The sequence below is a fragment of the Marinitoga arctica genome (assembly GCF_054657315.1).
This window is the reverse complement of sequence record NZ_BAAHYY010000003.1, coordinates 50,518-69,497: the sequence shown is the minus strand read 5'-3', so window position 1 is coordinate 69,497 and position 18,980 is coordinate 50,518. Positions and strand designations below refer to the sequence as shown.

Below are 18,980 nucleotides of genomic sequence, written 5' to 3'. Positions count from 1 at the left end.
ATAAAAATTTTACTTTTTAAAAGTTATATGTTATAATTATTAAAAGACTGCCTAAAAAGTTAAATTCATTCAGACAGCTTGATTGCTAATCCTTAAAATCATTCATTCTCAGCCGTTGCTCAAACAATACATCGTGTATTGTTTCACTTAAAATTATGAATGTAATGGCTTACATTCATAATTTTAAGGGCAATCTTCGAATCTTTATTTCATTTTAGACTTTTTAGAGAATATATCCTAATTATTAAAAAAAGTTAAGAGGTGTTATATGCGCAAATATGAGGATTACCATAAAAGCGTGATGGTTAATGAAGTTTTAGAATTCTTAATAACAAAAGAAGACGGAATATATGTAGATTGTACTACAGGAGAAGGTGGCCATATTAAAGCGATTTATGAAAAAACTAATGGGAAAGCTAAAATTATAGGTGTTGATTTGGATTATGAAGTTCTTGAAATAGCAGAAAAAAGATTAAAGGAAATTACAGATGAAATAGAATTTTTTAAAGCATCATATAGAGATATAGATATTGTTTTACATGGTTTAGGAATAAATAAAGTAGATGGCTTTTTAATGGATTTGGGTGTTTCTACCTTTCAATTGAAAGGTGAAAAAAGAGGTTTTTCTTTTATGAAAGATGAGCCATTAGATATGAGAATGGATCCTGATACGGATTTTACTGCATGGAATGTGGTTAATGAATATTCTGAAGAACAATTATCAAAAATAATTTTTGAATATGGTGAGGAATTTAAATTTGCAAGAAAAATAGCTCGAAGTATCGTGAATTCGCGTCCTATAAATACTACATTTGAATTGGTGGGAGCTATAAAAAAAGCATTACCTCCAAAAGAAAGATATAGAAGACGCAGACATTTTGCAACAAAGACTTTTCAAGCTATTAGAATAGAAGTTAATAGAGAATTCGATAATATTAGAACGGCTCTAGAAAAATTCCCAGAATTTCTAAATAATGGCGGTAGGATTTGTGTCATTTCGTTTCATTCATTAGAAGATAAAATTGTTAAGAATTTTTTTAGAAATCATGAAAAATTAAAGCTTTTGACAAAAAAGCCGATATTACCTAAAGAGGAAGAAATAAATGAAAACCCAAGAGCAAGGAGTGCTCGAATTAGGGTGGCCGAACGGATTTAAAGGGGGCTAAATTATGGAAAAACGACTTAAAATTTTACCAATAATGAATCAACAAACATTGAGTCGTGTTAAAGGGATTTCAGTTACTTTTGTAATATTTTCACTCTTAATAATAGTTTTGATTGGTTTTATAATAGCCACTTTGAATATTGGTAGTAAAATTCAAACTCTAAAGAATAATGTGTCAGCACTTGATACAAGAATTTCTGATATTAATACAAAAATTCAAACAGTTAGCACTGAAGTAGAATTTTTTAAACAGGCGCTTATTATAATGGAGGAAGATTAGCTTTGTGTTTCGTAACCGCTTAACTCTTCTCATAATAATTTTTCTATATTTAACAATAATATCCTATATTTTATTTTTAAAACCGTATACATTAAATGCAAATAATAAAATAAATGAAAATGGTAAAAAGTTAGCGACCTTAACAGATAGAGAGGGTCGCATTATTGCTGTTGACAAGGTTGTATATGAAGCTTGGTTAGACTTAAAAACTATAAAAAGAAGAAATAAATTAAATGATTTAAAAATACAATTAGATAATTTATTAAAAGATTCTGATTATCAGAAAAATTATGTTTTGTTGGGGAGATTCCAGGATATTTTAGAATTGAAAACATATATTTCTAGGAATATATTAAAATATGTAAATATATATAAAACATATGAAAGAAATTACAATACTTCATATGATTTAAGAAAAAACATAGGTGAAAAAAATAAAACGGAATATGGTATTGAACCATTTTTATTTGAAAAGGGGTTATTAAATCAAAATGAAATAAAATTATCAATAGATTTAAAAATGCAAAAAATAGCCTATGAAGAATTATCTAATATGATTAATGTCCAAAATGCAGAAGGCGGAACTGTGATAATAATGGAAACAAAAACAGGTAAAATAAGAGCAGCTGTGTCTCATTATCCGTGGAATATGGCTTTTATGGGGTATATAGAACCTGGTTCTACTATGAAACCGATAATTTATTCTATTGCTCTTGAAGAAGGTTTGATATCACCATATCAGAAATTCGAATTAACTCCAACCATATCTCCTGTTCCAGATGTTAATTTTACTATCGGGGAAGCAGAAGGGCATTATTTTACTAACCTTGATGCAAAAGATGCTATAGCATATTCCTCGAATGTTGCTGCTGTAAAAGTTATGGAGGCAATAATGAATAATTTTTCTAATGAATGGTTATATAATAAATTAGAGCAAATGGGATTTGGCAAAAAAACAGGAATTGAATTTAAAAAAGAGATTTCTGGTTCTTTGAATAAGCCGAATGAGTGGTATAAAATAACTCCTTATCAAATTGCTATAGGTCAAGGAATTGGAGTAACTCCAATACAGTTAGTATCAATATTCAATGTTTTTGCAAATGAAGGAAAATATGTTAAACCAACATTCTTAGAAAATGAAACACCTCAAAGTTATCAAGTATTTTCACCAGGGATAGCTGATCTTATGAAGGATTGGTTAAGATATACAATGCTTAAGGGAACAGCAAGAAAAGCTTATAAACCGGGAGTATTAATAGCAGGAAAAACGGGTACTGCACAAAAAGCAATATCAGGAAAAGGATATTCAGACAAATATTATTCATTATTTGTGGGCTTTTACCCAGCATCTAAACCAAAGTATACTATTGTTTCTATTATTGATGATCCAAAAAAAGAATATTATGGTGGTGAAGTTGCTGCGCCTATAGCTACTAATATATTTTATAGATTGGAGGAATATACCAATTCTTATAAAGTGAAAGTTTTGAAAGATTATTTGCCAGATTTAACAAATACAGATTTATCAGAAGCAATATTTATTTTGAAAATATTAGGTATTGATGAAGAAAAGATAATTTTATCTGGTAAAGGAAATTACGTTATGAAGCAATATCCAGATGTTTCAGCTAAGATAAATAATATTGATTATGTAATTCTATATTTAGGAGATGAAAAAAATGAAACAAATATTAATATACGGTGATTCAAATATAAAAAAGGAAATGGTTATAAAAAAATTAATAGATTATACTTTAGATATAATAAAAATTTCATCAAATGATAAGGATGCTATAAAAGAGATAAAAAATAATTTGTTTTCTAACGCGCTTTTTGGAAATAAAAAGAATGTTTTAATATACAATTTTGATAAATTTAGTAAGAAGGATCAAGAAGAGATATTGTCAAGTTTAAAAGACATTACTTCAGAAAGTATTGAAAAAATAATATTTATTAGTAATGGAAAAATAAAATATAACTTTGATGAAATTATCGAATGTTCATTACCCAAATCTTGGGAAGAAAATAAATGGAATGATTATATAAAAGAAATAGCTGTTTTTTTTAATAAAAAAATTGAAGATGAGGCAATACAATATATATTGAGCATTTATGGTACAGATGATAATTATTTGTTTGAAGAAATAAAAAAATTATCTATTTATTCTGATGAAATTATTAAAAAAGAGGATGTCAAAGAAATAGGTTTTTCTTATTCAAATATAGATTTCGAAAAATTTGCTTATTTATTATCATCTAAACGCAAAGAAGAAGTTGTTGAAAAAGCTGAAATTTTCTTGAAATCTCCGGATTTTAATATTAATTTTCTATTATCTTATCTTTTTAAATATTTTTTTGATTTATATCGTGTTATAATTAATGTGGAAACTAAAAAGAAATTTTCATGGCCAGAAGTGCAAAAAATTTCTCAGATTACAAATGTTTCCAAAATGAGAGTAAAAAAATTCTTAGGTGTAAAGTTTAAAAATGAAAAGATTTTTTATGCAAACCATTCCCTTTCTTATTCTAAAAAAGATGTAATGGATATTATTATAAGATTAGAAGAATACGATAGATTATTAAAAAGTGGTGAAAAGAAAGAAATAATTTTACTAGATCTTATCCAAAAAGTTTGTAGGTGATAAAATGGGTTTAGGGAAAAGTATTTATGAATTAACAAATCTTTTTACTATTTATCGTTGGAATAATAGGCCAGCTTTGTTGAGGTTTACTGAAGCTGATAATGTATTTCATAGTTTATTGCTTGATTTGATATCTATAGAATTTTTAAACAAAAAAGGAGAAAACTTTTCAATACAAAAAAATATTAGAGCAAAAATATTTAAAGAAATGCCAAAAATAATTTTATCAGATGTTTCTTTGGATACAAAAAAAAGGATATTAAAAAAAGATGAAAAAATTTGGGGTAAAGTACTTCAAAAAAGTTATATGGAATTGAAAAATAATATGATTATTCAATTTTTTGAAACTAATTATGATGAAGGATTTGAAAAATATGCTAACTTTATAGATTTAATGGTATCTTTAAAGGAAATGGAAATTAACAGTAGAGTTTTTCCAGAATACTATGAGAAGCCTAAAATCGAAACTGAAAAGAAATTAAGAAATTTAAGATTAAAATTACCATATATAAATGAACTAGAAAGCATTTTAAATTATGTGTTAAAAACCACTACTAGAATGGCAACAATGTATCGATGGAATAAAAATCATAGGAATGTAAAAAGTTCAGTCTCTGCCCATACTTTTATGGTTGTATCTTCTTCGATAATATTTTATTTTTTAAATAATTCTAAAAAAGAAATGAGTACTAAAAAAAAGCTTATTGATGAAATCATAATAGCAAGCATTTTGCATGATTTCCCAGAAGCTTTTACAGGAGATGTTATTACTCCAACCAAAAAGAAAGTCAGAGGACTGGAAGACATTATTTCAGACATAGAAGAAGAAATGTTAAATGAATGGTTAGAAAATGATGAAGATACAGAGAGAGTTTTTGAAAAATTAAAAAAGTATATGATTAATCCTTTTGATAATGAATATGGGAAATATGTAAGAGCTTCTGATTTGTTTAATGCGATGTTAGAGTGTGCAATAGAAATAAAAGCAGGAAATTCTCAAAAACTATTTAGAGAGGCTTTTTTTAGTATGAAAAAAGAATTAAAAAAATTTAAATTTGATTTTATTTATGATCTAATTGATGAAATAGAGAAAATTACATTTTTTAATTAATTAGTGAAAAGGGGGGAGAAACGTGTTATATTATTCTATTATAGTTCCAATAATAGCATTGGCTTTAGCAGCATTTAATTATTATTCAGTATTAAAACTTGATGAGGGAACCGAAAAAATGAAAGAAGTGGCTCTTGCAATTCGAGAGGGTGCTAAAACATTTGTGAATCATGAATATAAAGCAATAAGCTTATATGTGGTATTTATAACAATTGTTTTAGGAATTGTAACTGATATAAATGTAGGATTAGCTTTTGTAATGGGAGCTTTGATGAGTGGTAGTGCGGGATATGTTGGGATGAAAATGGCAACATATGCTAATGTCAGGGTTTCAAATAGCGCAAGAACAACAAAAGATTTAGGAAAAACACTTAAGGTAGCATTTCAAGGTGGAAGTGTAATGGGGCTTTCGGTTGCTGGATTTGCTCTTTTTGGATTAATACTAGTTTATATAATATTCGGTATTTGGAGAGGTCAATTGGATAAAGAAAATATTATAGTAGTAAGAAATTGGTTGGGGATAAGTTATATACCTTTTGCAATGACAGTATCTGGATACGCTTTAGGTTGTTCTATTATAGCGATGTTTGATAGAGTTGGTGGCGGAATATACACTAAAGCTGCAGATATGGGTGCAGATTTGGTAGGAAAAACTGAATTGGCATTGCCAGAGGATGATCCTCGAAATCCAGCAACTATAGCAGACAATGTTGGGGATAATGTTGGAGACATTGCAGGATTAGGTGCAGATTTATTAGAAAGTTATATAGGTGCAATAATCTCATCAGTAGTGTTGGTTTTATATGCAAGTTTTTTAATTTCAAAAGATATACAAGATATTTCATATATTACAACGTATAAATTGTCGTTATATCCTATATTTTTTACTATTTTAGGACTTGTTGGGGCAATGATAGGAATATTATATGTAATATTTAAAAAAAGTTCTGATAATCCACATAAGGAACTTAATATATCATTATTTACATCTGCAATATTAACAATAATTTTTACTTATTTTTTAAGTATATTTTATTTAAAAGATTTACCAAAACAAGAATTAGAATTAATGAACTTTAGATTTGGATTGTATTCGCCATGGTTAGCTGCTATTGTAGGAATAATTTCAGGTATATTAATTGGGTTATTAGCTGAGTATTATACAAGCGATAAGTATAAACCTACAAAAGAATTAGCTAAATTTGCAAAAGGTGGTCCAGCTATTGTAATTTCAAAAGGTATGGCATTAGGAATGAAAAGTGTTTTATATCCTGTATTTATGTTGATGTTTGGAATATTGATTTCAAATTATTTTTCTGGATTATATGGAGTAGCAATGGCGGCTATGGGGATGCTTTCTTTTGTAGCAGCAACAGTGTCTGTTGATTCTTATGGTCCTGTAGCCGATAATGCTGGTGGAATAAGTGAAATGGCGGAATTAAATCCAGAAGTTAGAAAAATAACAGATACTCTTGATTCTGTAGGTAATACAACAGCGGCTATAGGTAAAGGTTTTGCTATAGGGTCAGCAGCTTTTGCAGCATTATCATTATTTGCATCATTTGTTTATTCGCAAATTAATCCATCTATGCAAGTTGATCTAAAAAGTTTTTTAAATATCAATCTTATTAGTCCTAAAACAATAGCAGGAGCCCTTTTTGGTGCAGCATTACCATATTTTTTTAGTGCATATTTGATAGATGCAGTGGTAAATGCTGCAGAAAAAATGGTTGAAGAAATTAGAAGGCAATTTAGAGAAATACCAGGTTTAATGGAAGGAAAAGCTAAACCTGATTATAATAGATGTATAAAAATAAGTAGTGATGGCGCATTGAAAGAGATGAAGATACCTGCATTAATTGCTGTATTAACTCCTTTAATTTCTGGCTTTGTTTTTGGAACTGATTTTGTTGGAGGATTATTAGCGGGAACTACTTTTAGTGGTGTAATGTTAGCTATTTATACGGCAAATTCAGGAGGAGCCTGGGATAATGCAAAAAAATATATAGAGAATGGAAATATTGAAGGTGAAGGAAAAGGTACGGATGCACACAAAGCATCAGTTGTTGGAGATACTGTTGGCGATCCATTAAAAGACACAGTTGGTCCTTCTCTAGATATATTAATAAAAATAATGGCTGTTACATCTTTAATTACAGTTTCAATCTTTAAAGTATATCATATATTTTAGTAATAGGGGGATTAAATTGAAAGATTTTCATGTTTTTTTACGGGAAAGTATATTTGGTAAAGAATATTTAAATATAATTGATAATAAAACTTTTCGTGTAAGAATAACGAAAAGCGAAAGTTTTTATTATAATTACTTTTTAAAAATATCTAAAGAACTAGAATTTTTTAAGGAATTTGGTTTATTAATACCTGAAAAAATAGAGATTAAAGAAGATAATTATTATATATACACAGAATATTGGAATGAAATACCTATAACAGAATGTGAAATTGATGAAAAGAAATATTATTATATATTATATACTGTGTATGATATTATTGATAGGATTACACATTCTGCGAATATTATTATTCCTTATATTTGTTTAGATGATATATATATAGATGAAAATAACAAGGTTACTATGATGCCATTTTTTTTTGTACCTCAAAAAAATGAAAAAATAATCATTAATGAAAAAAATGATGAAGATGGTGTTATTGAAATATTAAAAAAATTAGCTATAAAATTATATAGAGTGTCTTCTAGAAAAACATATAGAATGAAAAAATTTCTTGATTTAATAAATAAAGATATAGAGTGTGTTCATGATTTATACATGATTTTATTAAATGTGTTTAATTTTTATAAAAAGAGCTATGAAAGAATAAGAATTCCACATTTTATTGATAGAGAAAATGAAAGAGATAAAATTTTGAAAATTTTGGGAAAAAAACATATATTCATATATGGTCCCCAGAGAGTTGGGAAAACGCGGTTAATTGACTTTATGGAATTTAAGTTTAAGGAATTGAATTATACCGTAATTAGATCTCGTAGCATTAAAGAAATTTTTTCAGGAACCATAGATATTCCTCGAAGTTTAAATATATTTTATTTTTTGAGCTACATAGACACATTAAGAGAAAATAAAAAAGATTTTAAATTGATAATCATTGTGGATGATTATCAAGATATAGATATTAAATTTAAAAATTTCGTTGAAGAAATTTTAAGTAAAAACTTTGATTTTCCTTTTTCAATAATATTAATATCCCATTTATATCAGAAATTAAACGTTGATAATATTGAATATATTGAATTAAAGCCTTTTCAAAAAGAAAAAACTGAAATATTGTTAAAAATTATTTTATCTAACGAATTCTTAATTAAATACCCAGAAATAATTGAAATTGTACATGATTTATCAAAAGGTTATCCTGGAGATATATACCAAATTATAAAGGATTTTTATGATTTGGGTATTATTAAGTTTGAAAATGAGCATTATTTATTTTATCCGGAAAAGATTAAGGATAAAAAGATTATAGATTTAGTTTATGAAAAAATATTAAAAATTCCATCTGAGATAAAAGAAGATCTAAAATATTTGTCAACTTTAGGATTTAAATTTAAAATTTCAGATATAAATATTTTAGAAGGATATTTGAAGAGAAATTTTGATACAAGCATTTTATATGCTATTGAAAAAAATATTTTATTAAAAGAAAATAATGAATATAGGTTTTTTAATTTGTTTTACCAAGATTTATTTCATAATTTATTATCTCCAACAGAAAAAAGAAATATACATATATATTTGAGCAGAAAATATGAAACATTAAAAGAAAAAATTTTTCACTTGAAAAATGCTGGTAAAATTAAAGCAGTTATATCTATTATTTTAAAAGAAATGAAAAAATCATTATTTTATTGGAAAGATTTGAATTTTATCGATTATGGTTTTCACGAAATAGAAAAATTAATAGACAAAATACCATATTCTGCTATGGCTATATATCTTTCAAAAAAATATTTTTTAAACGAATATTCAAAAGATTTGGAAAAATATATAAAAGAAATAAAAGCGAGCAGTGTTTATGGATATATAGCTGACTTATTTTTAAAATATACAGATGAGAAAAAATTAAATGATTTACTCTTAGGATGGATAAATGATGAAAAAACAACAGATTATAAAAAGGGTATATATATATATTTCTATTTAAGTATGAATTATTCAAAACTAGAGAAAGATAAAATATTTGAGTTTTATCTTATTTTTGAAAAAATATTTGAAAAACACAAGAATTTATCTAAATTTAAAACTATTCATGGGATGATCCTAAATATATTAGGTATAAAAATGGAAACAGCAATGCCCGAATTATCTTTAAAATATTATAATGAAGCTCTTAATATTTCGATTGAAACTAATTATAAAAGATTAACACAAATAGTTTATGCGAATTTAGCTATAATTTATGAAAGTTTGAATTCAAGTATTTCTGAAATTTATAATAAAAAGGTTTTAGAATTATCTAAAGAAATAGGAGATTATCATACTTATAATAGAATTTTGATTAATATAGCAAATACAAAGTTATATAAAGGTGAAATATCTGAGTTTTTTGAATTAATAAGTAAAGCAGAGAAATATTCTTTAGTAAATAATGATTTTAATAGTTATCTTCTTGCAAATGATATAAAAAACTATTACTTTTTATATGGTAGGGATTATTCTAATTTAGAAAGCAATATAAGGAAAATAGATGATTATGTTAAAGATAAAGTTTTTTTAAAAAATACTCTAAAAGACTTAAAAGATAATATTTATATTTTAAAAGCATTTTTTGAGAAAAATAAGTTTTTTTTTCAAAATAAAAAATATAAAAAAATTATAGAAAAAAACGATTTTTTTAAGAATTTATATACATTACTTTTTGAATCAGATGAAAATAAGATTTATATATCATGGTTATTTTATAAAAATAACCCTTTAGTATATTTAAAAGAAGAAATGGTATATATTGTAAGTGAAAAAATAGCAAAATATAAATTTAGTGATGAATTTGAAAAATGGTCAATAAGCTTAATTAAGGAGTTTAAAGATAAAAAATTATCTTTAGCTATTTTGTTTGAAGGACTAGGTTATTTTTATAATATAAAAAGAGAAAAATTTAAATCATTAAAATATTTGAGAAAAGCTCAAAAAATTTATGAAGAATTATTTATGAAAAATAAGTTTAAAGAAATAAATGACTTTTTAATAAATAAATTCAAATTACCCTCATTTATATATAAAGAATTTTCGTTTAATAAAATAAATTTTGAAAGTAATTATAATGATTTATTTGAAAGAATAAAATCTTATGAAAAGATAAATTCTTTAATTATAGATCTTCTAAGGTCAACATCTCCAAAGTTTGTTGTAGATAAAATAGGAGATTTCATAAAAAACACATATCCTGCTAATGAAATTTTAATAAGAGTTATTACCAAAGATTATGAAGTTGAATATAATTTTAATTTTAATAATGAAGAGGATTTAGAAAAAGATCAATTTTTAATAAAACCTTTAAAATTATCATATTCCTCAAATTATGATGATTATAAATATTATATTTATATGGGAAATAAAAATGTAGAATTAGATTCAAAAGATGCAGCTAATATTCTAGATAATATAATAATTATTGAAGATGTATTATTTTCAATTTTAGATAAAATTACTCACTATGAATATAGTATTTTAGATCCATTAACATCAGCTTACACAAGAAGGTATATGGAAAATAAATTAAAAGAGTTGTATGGATTATACGAGAGATATAAATTTGATTTTTCAGTTATTTTGATTGATATTGATGATTTTAAAAAAGTAAATGATAAATATGGTCATCAAAAAGGAGACGAAATTCTTGTTGAATTAGTAAACTCTTTGAAAGGTAATTTAAGGGATTTTGATATCGTTTGTAGGTATGGAGGAGAAGAATTTTTAACTATTTTGCCTAATACGGATTTAAAAGGTGCTGAAAAAATAGCCAAAAGATTATTAAAAAATGTAAATATAACCCTTTTTAAGAAAACAAAATTAAATATTACTGTTAGTATGGGAATATCTTCGATAAATATGATAAAAAAAGATCCCAAAATAGAAAATCTTATTAAAATAGCTGATAAGGCACTTTATAAGGCAAAAACTAATGGCAAAAATAGAGTCGAAGTAATATGAGGGGAGTAATTATATGTTGTTGGACTTACATTGTCATAGCACGTTTTCAGATGGAACATTATCGCCAAGACAAATAATAAAAAAAGCAAAAAACTTAGGGATAAAAATGCTTTCTATCACTGATCACGACACAATTAAAAGCCAAAAAGAAGCAATTGAATTTGCTGATAAAATAAATTTAAAATATATACCAGGAGTGGAAATTAATGTGGAATTTCCAACGTTGATGGATATTCTTGGATATAATATAGATGTAGAAAATGAATATTTAAATTCAATTCTTGAAACTATATACCATAAAAGAATAGAAAGAAATAAGCAAATGATAGAATTATTAAAAAAAGAAGGATTTAAAATAGATATAGAAGATCTTGAGGGTGTTTCGTTATATACTATTGGAAGACCGCATATAGCAAGAATTTTATTAAAAAAAGGTTATGGGGCATCTGTTAGCCAAATTATAGAATCTTATTTAACTAGAGGGAAAAAATGTTATATAGAGAGATTTAAATTTTCACCCAAAAAAACTATTAAAGCTATAAAAAAATCAGGTGGAATTGCAGTTCTTGCACACCCTAAAAAATTGAGATTATCAAATTCCCAATTGGAAATTTTAGTAGAGGAATTAAAGGATTATGGATTGGATGGAATAGAGTGTTTTCACTATTCAAGTAATCCGAAATATACGAACTTTCTGATAGATTTAGCAAGAAAAAATGGTCTTTTGGTAACAGCGGGTAGTGATTATCATGGTTCTAATAAGCCATATGTTTCATTGGGTGTATATGTGGAAAATTTTGTTATTCAGGACACAATTAATTATTTTGTTACAAATTATTACAATAAAAGCTAAATTTTTAGAAAAAATCTACGATTATTATATTAGAAAAATATGACCAATGGGATGGATATTCAAAGTATTCTTGCGGGGGTGTAATTATGGGAGAAATGAACAAGATAAATGGAGATTTTTCTAGTTTTATCAATTCACTTACCAAAGATATAGATCTATCTAATAATAAGAGAAATGTTAATAATGAAAAAAAAGAAAATATGGCAGATGAAAATAACACAATTAAAAATCTTGATATTGGTGAATTGTCAAAAATAATTGAAAAGAAATTAAATAAGTTAAAAGAAATTTTCAAAGGAGAAGCAAGATTTGAAGTAAACAAAGAGGCTGATATGGTAGTAGTCAAAATAATTGATAAAGATTCAAAAAAAGTTATTAGACAAATTCCATCAGAAACAGCTGTGAAAATGGCCGAAATGTTAGATAAGTTAGAAGGGATTTTTTTAGATGAGCGTGTATAAATAAACGTTCATAAATAGAGGTGGTAATATGAGTGAAAATAGTTATCTTGGTTCTTTCCAATTTGGAGGAGTTGCCAGTGGTTTGGATACGTCAGCTATTATTGATCAATTGATGTCTGTTGAAAGAAAACCATTAGAAAGACTTCAAAATGATTTTGAAACATTACAATTAAAACAAAAAGCATGGGAAGAAGTTGATTCAAAATTAAGTGATTTTTGGGATTTTCTTGCAACATTTAAATTAAAAAGTAAATTAATTCCTAAATCAGTTCAGGTTAGTGATGAAAACATTTTATCTGCAACAGCATCAACATCAGCAAGTAATACGAGTTTTAAGGTTAAAGTTAATTCTTTATCCTCTTCAACATTGTTAACTCCTAATAATACTTTAGGTAATATACCAGATTTAACAACACAATATTATCAATTAGATGGAAGAACTACCCCAATAGCGGGAACATTTACATTAAAAGCCTTGGATTCTTCCGGGAATATATTAGAAACTGTAAATATTAATTTTAATGGAACTGATACCATAGGTGATATTATAAATCAGATTGATACAAATTCAACATATTTTACAGCCTCTTTGAATAATGGAAAATTAAAAATAGAGGAAAAGGCTGGAATGGAGGGGAGTGTATCCAATATATTATTGGGTGACTCTTCAGATACTAGTAATTTTATAGATGTATTTAATCTTGAAGGTGCTGATTATGTACCAGGTGGCGCTACTGCAGGATATATTGAAAGCACTGTTCATGCGGGGGCTATTAATACTTCTAAAACTTTATCAGATATTAGTTCAGATGTTGTATCAGGAATTATTAGAATAAATGGAACTGAAATAACTGTTAGTTCAACTGATTCGCTTAGTAGCTTAATAGCAAGAATAAATGCTTCAAATGCTAATGTTATAGCTTGGTATGATGAAAATGAAGATAAACTTATGATAAGAAATAAAGAAGGAGGACCCCAGTCTATTAACATAGAAGATGGGGATTCTACTGGTAGTAATAAAACTAATTTATTGGATGATTTATCGTGGGTTGATGCTGGCGGAAATTATTTAGGAACTATTATCCCGGGTAGTGCAGCAGAAGTTGAAATAGATTTAGATGGAGATGGGACAGCAGATTTAACAAAAACAACATGGGGAAATACAGTTGAGTATAATAATGTTACGTTAGATTTAAAATCTGTATCAACTACTTGGATAAATGTTCAGGTTTCTCAAGATACAGATGCAACTTATGATCAAATAAAAGATTTTGTTGATAAGTATAATGAGGTTATAGGATATATATATGATAAATTAAATGAAGAACCAGTAAATGCTGAAAAAGGAACAACTCTATCTGAGGAAGATAAAATAAAAGGCGTTTTAAAAGGAGATGACAATTTACAAGATATATTTGACAATTTAAGAGATATTGCTTATGGTGTAGTTTCATGGACTTCTGATGTAAATGCTGAATATAGTTCATTGTATGAAATAGGAGTAAATTCAGGAGATGCTGGTGGAACGTATGAAAATACTATGAAAGGTATTCTTCAAATAAATGAAGATAAATTAAAGGAAGCAATTCAAAATAATGCAGAAGAAGTATGGAAATTATTTGCTTATGAAGATGATAATAACAAAGGTATTGCAATTCAGTTTAAAGATTATATATGGGAGACAACAAAATTTGGAGGAACAATAGATCAAATATCAGGTACAACAGGAACAATAGGGCTTGAGATGAGAGATATTGCAAAAAGGATGACGTCTTTAATTGATCAATTACAAAGGAAAGAAGCATATTATTGGCAAAAATTTTCAGCAATGGAACAATCTGTTTCCCAAATGCAAGCTCAAGGATCGTGGATTGCTAATGCATTTTCACAATAATTTAACAAGGTAGGCTTACGCCTACCTTGTTAAATTATTAATAATTCTTCTAGCATTGTCTTCATCTCTTATCATCTGATTAATAAGAGCTTGTTTGGAATCAAATTTAATTTCTTCTCTAAGAAACTTTAGTACTTCTACTTCTATGATTTTATCATATAAATCTCCAAAATAATCTAAAAAATAAATTTCAACTTTGGGATTTTTAATATCTTCATTAAAAGTTGGTCTCAAACCAATACTCATAAGTCCGAAATATTTATGAGAAGAACCTTTAATGCCACCTTTTACAAGATAAACCCCATATTTAGGATATAATACCTCTTCTTTGTATCTTATATTAATGTTTGCAGTTGGAAACCCTAAACTAAAACCAACATGACGATCTGCATATACAGGCCCTTCAATAGTCCAATTTTTTCCTAGCAAAAAATTTGCTTCATCTACATTTCCAGCAATTAAAGCTCTTCTAATAAAAGTTGAACTAATTCTAGTTTCAGATGTTTTTATATCTTTTAATATTTCAACAAAAAAGTTTTTTTTATGTTGTTGAGATAATAAATATTGAACATCTCCCTTTTTTTCTTTTCCAAAAGTAAAATCCTTGCCACAGACAATAGCTTTCATACCATTCTCTATAAGAAAGTCCAAATATGCATCATGGGTTATGTGAATTACATCTGGAAGTTCAAAAACTTCTGTTTCAAATCCATAATTTTGTAAAATTTCTTCTCTTTTGTATGAAGGCAATATGACTCCATTAAAATCGCCAAAATATTTAATTGCAGGATATTTCATTATATAAGCTTTTGGGATTAAATTATTTTTTTTAGCAATTTCTAGTGTTTTTTTTATTATTACTTGATGCCCTCTATGGACACCATCAAAAGTTCCTATAGTTACTGCATAATTCATTGGAATTTTTCACCTCTATAATAAAAAATAATTTTAATAATAAAATTGATATTAATCAAAAAATAGCTGAGCTAGTTTATAATACTCAAAAGGCACAAGTTTTTTGGTTGCAACTCCATATTCTAAAGGTATTGATACTATTTGATTTCCTTTTAATGCAACCATTCTTCCAAAATCTTTTTCCTTTACAAGATTCATAGCTTCTACACCATATCTTGTTCCTAGAATCCTATCAAATGCAGTAGGAGTACCACCTCTTAACAAGTGCCCCAATACTACAGATCGTGTTTCATAACCAGTCTTTTGTTCTATGATTTCGGCTAAATAATGGGCTATACCTCCTAGTTTAATATGGCCAAAAGCGTCAATAGTTGATTTATCAGCGACAACTTGTTCTAATTCTGTTGGTTTAAAACCTTCTGCTACAGCAATAATCATATATTTTTTTTCTTTCATTCTTTTATGTACATAGGTTACAATTTCGTTTATTGTCATTGGAAACTCAGGGATTAAAATTAAATGTGCTCCAGCAGCCATCCCGGCTTCGATAGTTATCCACCCAGCTTCTCTTCCCATTAATTCAACAACCATAACTCTCTGATGAGATTTAGCAGTGGAATGTAATCTATCAATGGCATCAGCACCAACATTAACAGCAGTATGGAATCCAAAGGTATAGTCTGTATTTGAGACATCATTATCTATGGTTTTTGGAACTCCAACAACAGGGTAACCTAAACTTGATAATTTGGCAGCGACAGATAGTGTATCATCACCTCCTATCGCTATTAAAGCGTCTAATCCTAATTCTTTGAAATTTTTTTCAAGTAATTCTCTACTTTCTTCATTTTTAAAAGGATTTGTTCTAGCTGTTCCTAGAATAGTTCCACCTAAAATATGTATTCCCTCTACATCATCGTTATCTAATTTCATTATTTCTTTAGTTAACATACCTTTCCAACCATTTAAAATACCATATGTTTCATAACCTTCTCCTGCAGCATGGACTATTCCTCTAATAACAGCGTTTAAACCAGGACAGTCTCCCCCTCCAGTCAATATACCAACTCTCATTATCCCCACTCCTCTCAAAAAATAAATTCTGATTTTATTATACCAGAAAAAATTTATAATAAAAAAGAGTTTATTATAATATTAAATTACATAATAAAAAAATGAATTATAAAAGTGTTGTAATTATGCTAAATTTATTGTATAATATTTGTGAAAAACATAAAGGAGGATTTTTATGAATGTAAAAGTAATAAATTCTATTTTAGACGCTTTTTCGAGTACATTTAAAATGGCAACTAACAATATGGATATTGCAATTCAAAAACCAGTAGTAGATAAAGGTGAAGAAAGATCTTATGAAGTTGTTGTAACTATAGGGTTTATAGGAGATTTACATGGTAATATTCATATTGGATTATCAGTTGAATCAGCAAAAGCAGTAGTTTCAAATATGATGATGGGTATGCCGATAGAAAGGTTAGATGAAATGGGGTTAAGTGCGTTAGGTGAATTGGGAAATATGATTTCCGGATCTATTGCTATTAATTTAGAAAAAATGGGTCATAAAATAAACATAACCCCTCCATCAATAATGTATGGAAATAATATTATTTTTATAAAAGATGGAATTTCATTAAAATTCCCAATGAATATAGATAATAAGTTTTCAGAAGAATTTTTTGTTGTTTTAAAAAATTAGAATGAGAAATAATAAAATAGATATCAAAATTTTTACAAGATTAAATTTAATTCTTTTTTTTGCTTTAACTGTATTGGCAAATGTATTTATGGGTTATCTAATAGGCGTTGCAATATCTTCCATAACAAAAACTGAAATATGGAAGATAGCATTTTTGTTTTTAGGTGTTATTTCTGGATTATATAATGGTATAATGGAAATGTTGAAGGAGGTGGAAAAAGAAGATAATGAACTTAGAATTAAAAAGAAAAACAAAAGAAATAATAATAAAGATAATAATTCTTTCGATAATTGAATTTTTAAGTTTGTTGTATTTTTATAAAATTAAGTCATTATTAGTATTTCTAGGTGGTTTTGGAGCTATTGTTGGAATATTAATGATAACTGAGGAGATTAATACAATATTTACAAAACCCAAACGTAAATTTTTAAAAGGTTATATAATTAGATACGCTTTTTTTGGTATAATCATGTTTGTTGGAAGTTTGTTTGATGAAGAAGGTTTATTTTTAACATTTTTAGGTCTTATGAATATGAAATTTGCTGCACTTATTTCACCAAAATAATAGGGAGGAATATGTATGAATTCAAAGCAAAAGAAAACATTATTAATATTATTTTTGATTTATGTATTATTGGGATTAGTAAATTTTATATTCTTTCCATCGTCTAATTTAGAAGGAGTAGGATTAAGATGGACATATTCTTTTGGAGAAAATGCATCTTTTTGGAATACTATAAATCCTATGACAGTTATTATGTCTTTAGCCATCATTATTATTTTAATAATATTTGCAACTGGTGTAAAATTTGAACTTATACCTAATAGGAAACAAGCTTTAGTAGAATCTTTGTTAGGTTATTTCTGGGAATTGGTTGAGGATGCAGTTCCAAATAAAAAATATAGAAAGCCAATATATGTTATATCAACTACTTTATTTTTATTTATTTTAATTGCTAATTTATTATCAGGTATGCCTGGAATTAATGTGTCACCTGTTAGTGATGGTTTGAAAATAGGATTATTTACAGATACATGGTATACTCCAACATCAGATTTAAACACAAATGCAACATTTGCTGTAATGGTTCTTATTATTAGTCATATTTTTGCAGCAAGAGCAAAAGGTATAGTAAATTGGCTAAAAATGTTTGTCGAGCCAACACCATTATTATTGCCCTTAAATTTAATTGGTGAATTAGCAAAGCCTGTTTCACATTCTTTAAGGTTGTTTGGAAATATTTTTGGCGGAGGAATACTGGTTTTAATTATTAGTTATATGTTAAAATACTTTGTTTTACCTATATTTTTATGGGGATTTTTTGGAATATTCGTTGGCCTTATACAAGCGTTTGTGTTTGCGCTTTTAGCAATAGCTTATATGGGATCATTACTTGAAGAATAAGAAAAATTATAGTTTAAATTAAATTTTATAAGGAGGTAGATTAGAATGGCTGTTGAACAAGTTGCACAAGAAATAGTAAAATCTGGAAGTGAAGCTGCTTTAGGTACAGGTTTATATTATTTAGGTAAATTTGTTGGTGCTGGTTTAGCAATGGGTATTGGAGCTATAGGTCCAGGTGTTGGAGAAGGTAACGTTGGTGCTCATGCTATGGATGCTATGGCAAGACAACCAGAAATGGCTGGTACATTAACAACACGTATGTTACTTGCTATGGCTGTTACAGAATCTACAGGTTTATATTCATTAGTTATTGCATTATTAATGTTAATAGTATTACCATAATTTAACGAC

The 18,980-nt window shown here is 26.9% G+C and carries 17 protein-coding genes; 15 read left to right on the top strand and 2 right to left on the bottom strand.

Annotation, left to right across the window (positions count from 1 at the left end; translation table 11 throughout):
* The first annotated feature begins 268 nt into the window (after window positions 1-268).
* The 10 genes from rsmH (at window position 269) to fliD (ending at window position 14,594) form a co-directional block, all read left to right on the top strand.
* Window positions 269-1,156 carry a 16S rRNA (cytosine(1402)-N(4))-methyltransferase RsmH gene (gene rsmH / locus ACYQ44_RS01605; protein ID WP_459994727.1) on the top strand — a complete coding sequence of 296 codons (888 nt, stop codon included), beginning with the start codon at window positions 269-271 and terminating at the stop codon, window positions 1,154-1,156.
* Between the two features lie 13 nt (window positions 1,157-1,169).
* On the top strand, window positions 1,170-1,445 hold the full coding sequence (locus ACYQ44_RS01600) for a hypothetical protein (RefSeq protein WP_459994726.1): 276 nt from the start codon (window positions 1,170-1,172) through the stop codon (window positions 1,443-1,445).
* 4 nt (window positions 1,446-1,449) lie between these two features.
* Window positions 1,450-3,150, top strand: coding sequence for a penicillin-binding transpeptidase domain-containing protein (locus tag ACYQ44_RS01595; RefSeq protein ID WP_459994725.1), 1,701 nt, complete (start codon window positions 1,450-1,452; stop codon window positions 3,148-3,150).
* On the top strand, window positions 3,125-4,087 hold the full coding sequence (locus tag ACYQ44_RS01590) for a DNA polymerase III subunit delta (protein ID WP_459994724.1): 963 nt from the start codon (window positions 3,125-3,127) through the stop codon (window positions 4,085-4,087). The genes ACYQ44_RS01595 and ACYQ44_RS01590 overlap by 26 nt, the downstream gene beginning before the upstream one ends.
* 4 nt (window positions 4,088-4,091) lie before the next feature.
* Complete coding sequence (locus tag ACYQ44_RS01585; RefSeq protein WP_459994723.1) at window positions 4,092-5,198, top strand: HD domain-containing protein; 1,107 nt, start codon at window positions 4,092-4,094, stop codon at window positions 5,196-5,198.
* A 22-nt stretch (window positions 5,199-5,220) separates the two neighbouring features.
* Entirely contained in the window at window positions 5,221-7,389 is a 2,169-nt protein-coding gene (locus tag ACYQ44_RS01580; RefSeq protein ID WP_459994722.1) for a sodium-translocating pyrophosphatase, read from the top strand.
* Between the two features lie 16 nt (window positions 7,390-7,405).
* A complete protein-coding gene (locus ACYQ44_RS01575; RefSeq protein ID WP_459994721.1) occupies window positions 7,406-11,386 on the top strand; it encodes a diguanylate cyclase in 3,981 nt (1,326 codons plus the stop codon).
* 13 nt (window positions 11,387-11,399) lie between these two features.
* Window positions 11,400-12,239 carry a PHP domain-containing protein gene (locus ACYQ44_RS01570; RefSeq protein WP_459994720.1) on the top strand — a complete coding sequence of 280 codons (840 nt, stop codon included), beginning with the start codon at window positions 11,400-11,402 and terminating at the stop codon, window positions 12,237-12,239.
* An 86-nt stretch (window positions 12,240-12,325) separates the two neighbouring features.
* Window positions 12,326-12,700, top strand: coding sequence for a flagellar protein FlaG (locus ACYQ44_RS01565; protein ID WP_459994719.1), 375 nt, complete (start codon window positions 12,326-12,328; stop codon window positions 12,698-12,700).
* Between the two features lie 28 nt (window positions 12,701-12,728).
* Window positions 12,729-14,594 (top strand): flagellar filament capping protein FliD, encoded by a 1,866-nt coding sequence (fliD, locus tag ACYQ44_RS01560; protein WP_459994718.1) that lies wholly within the window; start codon window positions 12,729-12,731, stop codon window positions 14,592-14,594.
* A gap of 21 nt (window positions 14,595-14,615) precedes the next feature.
* Here the strand turns inward: fliD and ribF are convergent, their stop codons facing one another.
* Together ribF and ACYQ44_RS01550 are read right to left on the bottom strand one after the other, a co-directional pair.
* Window positions 14,616-15,509: a riboflavin biosynthesis protein RibF gene (gene ribF, locus ACYQ44_RS01555; protein WP_459994717.1), complete on the bottom strand. Its 894-nt coding sequence runs from the start codon at window positions 15,507-15,509 to the stop codon at window positions 14,616-14,618.
* Between the two features lie 51 nt (window positions 15,510-15,560).
* Window positions 15,561-16,583 (bottom strand): 6-phosphofructokinase, encoded by a 1,023-nt coding sequence (locus tag ACYQ44_RS01550; protein WP_459994716.1) that lies wholly within the window; start codon window positions 16,581-16,583, stop codon window positions 15,561-15,563.
* 175 nt (window positions 16,584-16,758) lie between these two features.
* Here ACYQ44_RS01550 and ACYQ44_RS01545 point away from each other — a divergent pair, with 175 nt between their 5' ends.
* Genes ACYQ44_RS01545 through ACYQ44_RS01525 form a run of 5 tightly spaced genes read left to right on the top strand, consistent with a single transcriptional unit; the run spans window position 16,759 to window position 18,971 of the window.
* A complete protein-coding gene (locus tag ACYQ44_RS01545) occupies window positions 16,759-17,223 on the top strand; it encodes a chemotaxis protein CheX (RefSeq protein ID WP_459994715.1) in 465 nt (154 codons plus the stop codon).
* 1 nt (window position 17,224) lies between these two features.
* Window positions 17,225-17,518, top strand: a complete 294-nt coding sequence (locus ACYQ44_RS01540) for an AtpZ/AtpI family protein (protein WP_459994714.1) — start codon at window positions 17,225-17,227, stop codon at window positions 17,516-17,518.
* A complete protein-coding gene (locus tag ACYQ44_RS01535; RefSeq protein WP_459994713.1) occupies window positions 17,451-17,789 on the top strand; it encodes a hypothetical protein in 339 nt (112 codons plus the stop codon). The genes ACYQ44_RS01540 and ACYQ44_RS01535 overlap by 68 nt, the downstream gene beginning before the upstream one ends.
* Window positions 17,790-17,804: 15 nt before the next feature.
* Window positions 17,805-18,629, top strand: a complete 825-nt coding sequence (gene atpB, locus ACYQ44_RS01530; RefSeq protein WP_459994712.1) for a F0F1 ATP synthase subunit A — start codon at window positions 17,805-17,807, stop codon at window positions 18,627-18,629.
* Window positions 18,630-18,674: 45 nt separating this feature from the next.
* Entirely contained in the window at window positions 18,675-18,971 is a 297-nt protein-coding gene (locus ACYQ44_RS01525) for a F0F1 ATP synthase subunit C (protein WP_206528126.1), read from the top strand.
* The last annotated feature ends 9 nt before the right edge of the window (window positions 18,972-18,980 follow it).